General features: G+C 53.1%; 8 protein-coding genes and 1 pseudogene. 1 reads left to right on the forward strand and 8 read right to left on the reverse strand.

The window, feature by feature from the left end; all coding sequences use genetic code 11:
• Together LBR61_09640 and LBR61_09645 are read right to left on the reverse strand one after the other, a co-directional pair.
• On the reverse strand, positions 1–875 hold an 875-nt coding region (locus LBR61_09640; protein ID MDR1732338.1), incomplete at its 3' end, for a DEAD/DEAH box helicase family protein.
• 499 nt (positions 876–1,374) lie between these two features.
• Positions 1,375–2,436, reverse strand: coding sequence for a PDDEXK nuclease domain-containing protein (locus LBR61_09645; protein ID MDR1732339.1), 1,062 nt, complete (start codon positions 2,434–2,436; stop codon positions 1,375–1,377).
• Between the two features lie 205 nt (positions 2,437–2,641).
• Here LBR61_09645 and LBR61_09650 point away from each other — a divergent pair.
• Positions 2,642–2,785 (forward strand): annotated as a pseudogene (locus LBR61_09650) (DEAD/DEAH box helicase family protein).
• 138 nt (positions 2,786–2,923) lie between these two features.
• On the opposite strand, the gene eda reads toward LBR61_09650, so the two are convergent.
• The 6 genes from eda to LBR61_09680 all read right to left on the reverse strand — a co-directional run bounded on the left by eda (position 2,924) and on the right by LBR61_09680 (position 8,624).
• Positions 2,924–3,886 carry a bifunctional 4-hydroxy-2-oxoglutarate aldolase/2-dehydro-3-deoxy-phosphogluconate aldolase gene (gene eda, locus LBR61_09655; protein MDR1732340.1) on the reverse strand — a complete coding sequence of 321 codons (963 nt, stop codon included), beginning with the start codon at positions 3,884–3,886 and terminating at the stop codon, positions 2,924–2,926.
• Between the two features lie 136 nt (positions 3,887–4,022).
• Positions 4,023–4,673 (reverse strand): bifunctional 2-keto-4-hydroxyglutarate aldolase/2-keto-3-deoxy-6-phosphogluconate aldolase, encoded by a 651-nt coding sequence (locus LBR61_09660; protein MDR1732341.1) that lies wholly within the window; start codon positions 4,671–4,673, stop codon positions 4,023–4,025.
• A gap of 24 nt (positions 4,674–4,697) precedes the next feature.
• Entirely contained in the window at positions 4,698–5,741 is a 1,044-nt protein-coding gene (locus LBR61_09665; GenBank protein MDR1732342.1) for a sugar kinase, read from the reverse strand.
• A 100-nt stretch (positions 5,742–5,841) separates the two neighbouring features.
• Positions 5,842–6,600 carry a 2-dehydro-3-deoxy-D-gluconate 5-dehydrogenase KduD gene (gene kduD, locus LBR61_09670; GenBank protein ID MDR1732343.1) on the reverse strand — a complete coding sequence of 253 codons (759 nt, stop codon included), beginning with the start codon at positions 6,598–6,600 and terminating at the stop codon, positions 5,842–5,844.
• Positions 6,601–6,756: 156 nt separating this feature from the next.
• On the reverse strand, positions 6,757–7,770 hold the full coding sequence (locus LBR61_09675; protein MDR1732344.1) for a zinc-binding alcohol dehydrogenase family protein: 1,014 nt from the start codon (positions 7,768–7,770) through the stop codon (positions 6,757–6,759).
• An 89-nt stretch (positions 7,771–7,859) separates the two neighbouring features.
• A complete protein-coding gene (locus LBR61_09680) occupies positions 7,860–8,624 on the reverse strand; it encodes an IclR family transcriptional regulator (protein ID MDR1732345.1) in 765 nt (254 codons plus the stop codon).
• Positions 8,625–9,134: the final 510 nt, after the last annotated feature.

Consider the following 9,134-nt stretch of genomic DNA (forward strand, 5'->3'; position numbering starts at 1 on the left):
TTCGCTAAATTCTCGATAATGCTGTCCGGTAAATCCTTGTGCTTGTTCACGAGGCGATCTATCAGGGCGCTGTCGACCTCGAACTCCAGTTCTGTTTGCCTTTCAATATACTTAGGAACCGCGAGTATTTTATTCAGCGCTAATTCTTCTCTGGTGACTTGGTAACAAATTCCTTTGTCCCCTTTATTCCCGTTGTTCCCTTTATCGAATATATTTTTCAGCCAACCGCTGATACGCTTGTCCATGTGCGTCGGCGTCGCCGTCAGTCCGAGTAAATAGAGGTTGGGGATTTCCTCGCGAAGCGACAAAAGAAGCGTCCGGCAGCCGTAAGCGGGAGCATGATGAGCTTCGTCGACAACTACGAACAGTTGCGTATCTTTGCAGTTATCTACAAATTTTCGAAACGGAGTTTTAGCGACCTTTCCGCGCCCGTCGAGATGCTCGGACGAGTACGCTGCGATTGCGGTTTGCGTCGTGCAGATCAGCACGTCGTCGGTTATTCCAATGGTTCCCTGATTAGCGTGCTTATCGCTGCTTGAAACGACGCGCAGATTGATTTTATCCCGCCCGGCTGCTTTATGAATCTCCGCTATGAATGTTTCGGCCGCCTGGTCGAGCAAATATCCTGACTGCGCCAGCCACAGCACTTTGATTTCCCTCGAGAGTATGTTACGGCATATCCAGTCGACTGAGGTGAATGTCTTTCCTCCGCCTGTGGGAAGCACTAACATTGTACCGGCATATCCTCTGATTGGCAGGGGCAACGTTTTATCCAACGCAGTAAAAGCTTTCAATTGGTGTGGAAATGGTTGTTTGGTATCATGTTTTCGTTCGTCTGCAAGTTTTGGGACATTAAGATTATAATAACCCACCATCGCAAATTCATCTCCAGTTCTCATAAAAATATAGACTCATCTATACCCATCCACAAATCAATTTTCATTAGACAAACCAGAGAAAGATATCCACTATACCATCGTATCGTTTTTGTGCCACATTTTATAAATATATCATGCCTCACTCGAAAAAGTGAAAGGAAAAATCAACAACATTAATATCAATTTGAAATAAAAGGCCTGAAGTTAGAATAGCTTAAAGCAATAATATTCAAACATTAGCTTCTTCATTAACGCTTGATTGAAAGCAAATTGGTATAACTTGTGAAAATGTAATCTTAAACTCATGAAATACATTTTGCCGTGATGTCCTTTGTCAAAAGACTACGCACAGAATTCATCCTCGTAAGCGGCCTGAACAGGGCCAAGGGCAGTTGCGCCGAAAGCGAAGAAAAAAGCTTTGGAAAACCTGGACGGCTAACATCACTCTTATTCAGTTTATCGGGTTCACAGTCGGAGCCAGTCATTTCGATTGAGACTACTCTGCCTGATCGGGCAGCGCGTTTTCATCCTCAGTTCGCTCCAGACGATGTTTTGCCCGTGCGATGGATTGTTTCAGTTTGGCTTCCAACACCTTCATATCCGGCAGCTTCGTGAGATAATCGGCCACGCGGATGTTGCTTTTGTTCAACTGCAACAGTTCGATATGTTCTTCGTTTTTCCCGGAACACAAGATCAATCCAATAGGGGGGTTCTCTTCTTCCGTCATCTCGTGTTTTTCCAGCCAGCGCAAATACAACTCCATTTGGCCTTTGTAAGCCGCCTCAAATTCGCTCAATTTCAGGTCAATTGCAACCAGACAGCGCAATCGCCGATGGAAAAACAACAAGTCGATGTAATAGTCTCTGTTATCGATGGTGATTCTCTTTTGACGCGCAAGAAATGCGAAGTCAGAGCCCAATTCAATGATGAATCGCGCCAGTTCCGCGATAATCGCCGATTCCAAGTCCTTCTCTGAATAAACATCAACCAAACCGCAGTAATCAAGAAAATATGGATCATGAAATACCAAATCCGCCGACAATTTCTTTTCATTTTTGAGCAATTCCAACTCCCGTGCGATGACTTCATCCGGTTTACGGCTAATGGCTGTACGCTCAAAGAGCATGGAATTTATTCGTTCCCGCAACAAGCGTGTACTCCAATGGTTCATCGCGCACATTTCGATGTAAAAGTCGCGTTTCAGCGGATCGTCTATGTACATTATGGTCTTGATGCTTGTCCAGTTCAATTTTCTCCGCAGCGCGGAGAAAATCTTTTCGTCGGAGAAAACCGACGATAACTGGATGCAATGCCTCAATTGCTTATGGCTCCAGCCTTTGCCGTATTCAGCAGTCAATCGAGCCGATAAAGTGTCTAAAATACGTTCTCCATACTCGGCGCGTCCATTCGACAGAATGTCAGTTTTCAGACGGCGTCCAACATTCCAATAAAGCAAAGTGATTTCCGTGTCGAAAACAGCCGCGACTCGTTGACGGCTTTGTTCAATCAGGGCTTTTACTTCCGAATACAGTGTGTTCTCAATCTCGACTATGTTCATAACTTATCTCCTGCAAATTTTCTCCGCAGCGTGGAGAAAATTCGATATAACAGACATCAGCCATTGAATTACGGCAGAATGTTTTGTCAATTCAAGAATCGAAAGCGTCCGATTTTCCAAATCAACCGCCTTTGTTTAGCATAACATACCGAAACGTTTACGAGGAATATATAGAGGAAATAGCCGGAGGTTCATTGAAACTGGCCTGTCGGGTGCCCACGCATCGTCGGCTGTCGTAGTTATCGACGAAGCTCACCATACTCCCGCTTACGATTGCCAGAGGCTCCTTTTGTTGCTCCGCCAGAAAATCCCCAACCTCTATTTACTTGGACTGACGGCGACGCCGATGCACTCGGGAAAGGCCGTAAGCACATCACGAAAACATAAGGTATCACAAATAATTCCCACCCTGCAATATGATGATCTGCAGGGTGGGAATGGATATTGTTTCTGTATTCTGCTGCAATTGCGAGGGTTCTTTATTTCCTCACTTCTTTACCAGGTGAATCGCGAAGCCGCCGACTTCGGGTTCGAGGTAGGCCACGGTCAGCGATCCGGAGGCGTCGCGCTTTTCTGTCTCCGGCCTGGTTTTGATTCCCTTCGTCGCCAGATACGCCACCGCTCGATCCACGCTCAGGGTCGCAATGGCAATATGGCCGTTTTTGCCGAGGTACATCGTCTTCATGAACTCGAACCCGATACCCGCAAAATGGCTGCTGTTTCCCTGTTTCACGGCAAAACCGAACAGTTTGTCCATCGTTTGAGCGTCCGTCAGAGCCGCGTCGGCATCGGGCTCGTTGATGCCCAGGTGACGCAGTTCGAAGCCCAGCGCGAGCATCACGGCCTCCTGGCAGAGGCGCGTCACCTCAGCGTAGTTCCCGGCGGCCAGCAGCTCCGGCTTGACCATCCAGCTTCCGCCCACGGCCAGAACCTTGGGAAAGGCGAGATATTCCGCGAGGTTTTTGGGGCCGATTCCGCCGGTTGGAATGTATCTGACTCCGCTGTAAGGTCCGGCGAAAGCCTTCAGCATGGGGAGCCCTCCCGACTGCTCGGCGGGGAAGAACTTCAGAACGCTCAGCCCCAGCTCCAGCCCCTGCTCAATCTGGGACGGGCTGTTCATTCCCGGTGTAATCGGGATGTTGTTGTCCACGCAATACTTCACCACCGCCGGATTAAAGCCCGGCGAGACGAGGAACTTCGCCCCCGCCGCCACGGCGCGCTTTGCCTGGTCGATGGTGGTAACCGTTCCCGCTCCCACCAACAGATCCGGCAGCTCCGCGGAAAGCCGCTTTATGGACTCTTCCGCGGCGTCGGTTCTGAAGGTCACCTCCGCCACAGGCAGGCTTCCGGCCATCAGCGCCTGTCCCAGGGGCAGAGCCTGATCGGGCGAATCCAGTTTGACGACGGGGACGACTCCCACATCGGCGATCTTCTGCAATACGGCGTTCACATTGACCACTCCTCACTTAGAGCCGTTGGCCCTTTTCTGCAATAAATTTCTGTCCGTCCGTTCTCCGTGTTACGCGTATTCTTCAGTCACGACCGCGCTGTTGCTGTAATCCAGATTCACCTGTTCTGAATTTACGCTATTTTTTGCGCAAATCGGCGACTTTCGCCACAATGTCCTTCGCCGCGGCCTTTATCGTCTCGGCCGTTCCTTCCTTTCCGCCGGGCTTCGTCAGGGCGGAGCCCAGCCCCACGCCAAACGCTCCCGCCCTGAACCATTCGCCCAGGTTGTCCGGAGAAACGCCCCCCACGGCCAGCATTTTCGCGTTGGGCAGGGGCCCGCGGGTCGCTTTGATGAACTGAGGGCCCAGCACTTCGCCGGGGAACACCTTCACTACGTCAACTCCCAGCTCGAAGGCCTTCATCACCTCGGTCACCGATCCCACGCCGGGGATGTAGGGCACGCCGTAGCGATTGCAGATACGCGCCACGTCCTCGCTGAGGCAGTGTGCAAAAATAAATTCCGCTCCAGCCAGCATACAGGCTCGCGCCGTTTCAGGGTCGGCGACGGTCCCCGCCCCCAGAAGCAGGCCCTTTTTGCCGAGACGGGCCGTCATTTCCGCCATGATTTCCACCGCGCCCCGGTGCGTCATCGAGACCTCGATCACCGGAATGCCTCCCTCGAAAATCGCCTCCGAGGCCATGACGCCAAAGTCGATGTTGTCCACCCGAATGATCCCCACAACTCCCGCGTCGCCAATTTTCTGCAGAACTTCGTACTTACGTATCATGAAATCTCTTCCCCTTTCCGCCGTTCAGCGCTGAACGCGCCCGGAGGCGTCGCCGCCCATCAGGTTCAGAACGTCGTCAAGGGCAACCCGGTTGAAATCGCCATAAATCGTGTGCTTCAGCGCGGAGGCCGCCGCCGCGAACTCCGTGGCGCTCTGCCGCCCCTCGGCGGTGGACGGGTCCCAGTGGTTCATGCCCCAAATGAGCCCGGAACCGAAGGAATCTCCGCCGCCGATGCGGTCCACGATGTCGCGAATCTCATATTTTTTGCTGACGTGGAACGCGTCCTTCGAAGCCAGAACCACGGACCAGTTGTTCCAGTCGGCGCTGACCGACTCCCGCAGGCTGACCGCCAGGTATTTGACGTTGGGGAACGTTCCCATGACCTTTTTGGCGAGCCCCTCATATTTTGAAGTGTCGAGCTTTCCGGAGGTCACATCCACGTCCAGCTCGATGCCGAGGCACTTCTGGCAGTCCTCCTCATTGGCGATCATGACGTCGATGTACTGCGCCATCTGGCTCATGACCTCTTTGGGGGTCTTGCCCCACTTCCACAGCTTTTTACGGTAGTTTAGGTCGCAGGAGACGGTCATGCCCTTCTCCTTCGCCTTCTTCATGGCCTCAATGGCCACGGCCGCCGTGCCCTCCGCAATGGCGGGAGTGATGCCCGTGGTGTGGAACCATTTCGCCCCGTCGAAAATGGCGTCCCAGTCGAAATCTCCCGGCTTTACCTCCGCAATGGCGGCGTGAGCCCGGTCGTAGATGACCTTGGAGGGACGCATCGCCGCGCCCGTCTCCGTAAAGTAGAGCCCCAGGCGGTCTCCCGAGCGCCGAATGTGTTTCGTGCAGACGTTGAAACTGCGGAGCTCCTTAATCAGCGCGTCGCCGATGGGATTTTTCGGGGCCGCCGTGACGTAGGCCACGTCCTCGCCGTAATTGGCCAGAGAGACGGCCACGTTGGCCTCCGCTCCTCCAAAGGTCGCCACAAACTGCGGCGTCTGAAGCAGCACTTCAAGGCCGGGAGGCGTCAGCCTCAACATGACTTCGCCGAAAGTTACAAATTTTGCCATGGTTTCAATCTCTTCCTTTCATAATATTTCCTGTCACAATATTTCCTAAATACCTCAATTTTATATGAGGCCCTCCGTAACGGCTCCGAAAAACGACAGGTTATCTCGCCAGCCAGCCTCCGTCCACGGCAAGGATGTGGCCCGTCACGTAGTCGGATGCTCTGGAGGCGAGGAAAATCGCGGTTCCCTTCAGGTCGTCGGGGCTTCCCCACCGGCCTGCGGGAATGCGGTCCAGGATGTCCTTGCTGCGGACGGGGTCCTTCTGAAGGGCATCGGTGACATCGGTGGCCATGTAACCGGGAGCGATGGCGTTGACCTGGATGTTGTACTTCGCCAGTTCGTTGGCCATGAGCTTCGTCAATCCCGCAACGCCGCTTTTGCTGGCGGTGTAGGAGGGCACTCGAATCCCCCCCTGGAAGGACAGCAGCGACGCGACGCTGATGATCTTGCCGCCACGCCCCTGTTTGTGCATCTGCCGGGCCGCCGCCTGGGAGAAGAAGAAAACCGTCCTGAGGTTGAGGCTGATGACGTCGTCCCAGTCCTTCTCCGTGAAGTCCAGCAGTTCCGCCCTTCGAATGGTTCCCGCATTGTTCACGAGAATATCGATACCGCCGAATTTTTTGACGGTTTCTTCGACGGCTGCGGGGATCTTATCCTGAGAGAACAGATCCGCCTCAAAATAAAGAAAACGACGTCCCAGTCCCGTCACGGACTTTTCCAGCTCCGGCATGGGAAGAGGGCCGACTCCGACAATGTCCGCCCCGGCCTCGGCCAGTCCCTCGGCGATGCCGAAGCCCAGCCCCTTTCGAGAGCCCGTAACGACAGCCACCTTCCCCTTCAGATCGAACAATGTAGTCACCCTGCATTCCTCCTAATGGATTTTATAATTCTAAATTTGTTAAAGGAAAAATTCAACCAATACCAGACTGCCTTAAAACTTATACAAAACACTTTAATTTATACAAAAATGGGATATAAAACGGAAAATAATCCGCACGTTCCCATTTTTACACGATTACAGCGTGATGACAATTTTCAGAGTATTTTCGGGGTCCGCCACGATGTGCTCGAAGGCCTTCTGAATGTCCTCCAGAGGATAGACCGCGCTCAGCAGGGCGTCCGGATGGACCTTTTTTCCACCGAACCACTCGATGACCTCCGGGAAGCGGTTGCAGTTCATCCGGGTTCCCAGAACCTTCAGTTCCTTACGCACCAGAAACAGCTCCGGAAGCGGCGCGGGGTCGGGATGGAACCCCAGAACCACGATTCGCCCTCCCGGCGCGGCCATTTCCACGGCGCTCTCCATGAGTTTCGGAGTTCCCACGGCGTCCACGGTGAAATCGAGGCCGAAATCCTCCGTGAAGGCTTTGACCGCCGCCGTCAGGTCCTCTTTTTTGCTGTTGACGGTTTCAGCCGCGCCCAGTTCTTTGGCCTTAGCCAGGCGGCTGTCCACCAGGTCCGTGACCATGACGGAAAGACCCCTGAGCCTCAGCCCCTCGAGTATTCCAAGCCCGATGGGCCCCGCGCCGAAAACCAGCGCCTTTTCACCCTCCGCTGGGACGCCCCGGAACATGACTTCCGACCCGATGGAGTAGGGTTCGATCATACTGGCCTGAACGAAGGACAGGGAGTCAGGAAAACAATAGACCTTACTTTCCGGAACGACGATAAGGTCGCAGAACGCGCCTTCCACCTGAACGCCCAGGCATTTCACCGTGGAGCAGAGGTTGGGAAAACCGCGTTTGCAGGAAACACACTTTCCGCAGGAAACCACCGGATCGACGACGACTTTATCGCCCTTTTTGAACTTTCCGGAGCCCGGCGCATCCTCGACGACACCGCTGAACTCGTGCCCCATGACCCGCGGCAGGGTCACATCGGGACGTTCCCCGTGCCAGACGTGGATGTCCGTTCCGCATATTCCCACGGCCTTCACCCGGACAAGAACCTCTCCGGGGCCGGCTTTGGGCTCGGGCTCTCCGTCGAAGACCCGAATCTTTTCGGGTTCCACAAGTTTTGCGCTTCTCATGAAAAATTCCCCCTTCTCCTCATATTCAATTTTTCATGCCACTTCATATCAATTTTTATTTCAAGTTATATTTCAGGCGGGGACGCTTCTCACTTTTTCCTCAGCAGAGCCGTGATTTTGTCCGCCGTCTCCCGGGTTACGGCTCCAATTTTTTCCGAAAGAGCGTCGTCCATTCTGTAGGAAGGGGCGGAAACGCTGATCGCTCCCAGAGGATACCCCGTCGCGTCCAGAATTGGCGCTCCGACGCAGCGGATTCCCACCTCGTTTTCGTCTCGCTCCTCCTGATACCCCCGACGGTTTCCATCCTCCAGGAGCTGAATCAGAACCTGTTTGTCCGTGCGCGTCTCAGGCGTATGGGGAACGAGAGGAGTGTTGTCCAGATAGGCCTGACGTTCGGCCTCCGGCAGAGCTCCGAGAACGGCTCGTCCGCCGCCGGTGCTGTAGAGGTCGCGCCAGGCGCCGATCCGCGAGCGCATCACCACGGCCTGAGGGCTTTCCATCTTGTCCACATAATAAACGCAATCACGTTCAAATGCGTAAAGGTGTATGGTTTCGCGGCTCATCTCCCACAGTTCGCCCACACAAACTCGAAAGGCCCGTGCAAGGGCACGCCGGGGGCGGTAAGCGCCCGACCAGAAAAGGGGCGTGGGCCCGATCATGTAAAGGGAGTTCTCCCCCTGCAGGACCACATTGCGCTCCCGAAGGGTCGAAAGAAGACGATAGACCGTGGCGGGAGAAAGCCCCGTCGCCTTCGCGATGTCGGAGACCCTTGCGGGCTCCCCGCTTTCGGCCATGTAATTGAGAATATCCAATGCCCGTTCTACCACTCTGACGCCATTCGTATCCACAGACATTCTCCTGTTTTCAGCTTTTTCATCTATTTTTCATCTAATGGAATATAATTTCTTTCTATAAAATATTTTAATTAGAAATGCACGAATCGTCAACAATAAAGAATAATGAAGGGGGCAGACAGCAGTACATCATTTTTACGATTTCTGATGTTTTTTTGTCGGAACCAGAGAGCTGTTTGCCGCAGGGATGCTTTGTGATACCAATTTGCTTTCAATCGAGCGTTAATGAAGAAGCTAATGTTTGAATATCATTGCTTTTAGCTATTCTAACTTTATAAGCAGCGAACCGGTGAAGTATGAGCCGTGTGAATCGCTTAGTTTCATTATCAGGCCTTTTACTTCAAATTGGTATGATATCACGTCTGGCTGAGAGGCACTGTCAAAGACAGGTACAAAACCCTCTCGTCATTCACTTCGCTGCAACCAATGTTTCAATTTTTTTATGATTTCGTTTATGTCGATGGGTTTGCCGATATGATCGTTCATTCCGGCGGCCAGACAGCGTTCCAC

The sequence above is a fragment of the Synergistaceae bacterium genome (genome assembly GCA_031272035.1).
Lineage (GTDB): Bacteria > Synergistota > Synergistia > Synergistales > Aminobacteriaceae > JAISSA01.

What these genes read in the sequence shown, in the direction of transcription:
- LBR61_09645 (MDR1732339.1), bottom strand. Translation starts at nt 2,436, where the DNA reads ATGAACATAGTCGAGATTGAGAACACACTGTATTCGGAAGTAAAAGCC.
- LBR61_09660 (MDR1732341.1), bottom strand. Translation starts at nt 4,673, where the DNA reads ATGATACGTAAGTACGAAGTTCTGCAGAAAATTGGCGACGCGGGAGTT.
- LBR61_09665 (MDR1732342.1), bottom strand. Translation starts at nt 5,741, where the DNA reads ATGGCAAAATTTGTAACTTTCGGCGAAGTCATGTTGAGGCTGACGCCT.
- LBR61_09675 (MDR1732344.1), bottom strand. Translation starts at nt 7,770, where the DNA reads ATGAGAAGCGCAAAACTTGTGGAACCCGAAAAGATTCGGGTCTTCGAC.
- LBR61_09680 (MDR1732345.1), bottom strand. Translation starts at nt 8,624, where the DNA reads ATGTCTGTGGATACGAATGGCGTCAGAGTGGTAGAACGGGCATTGGAT.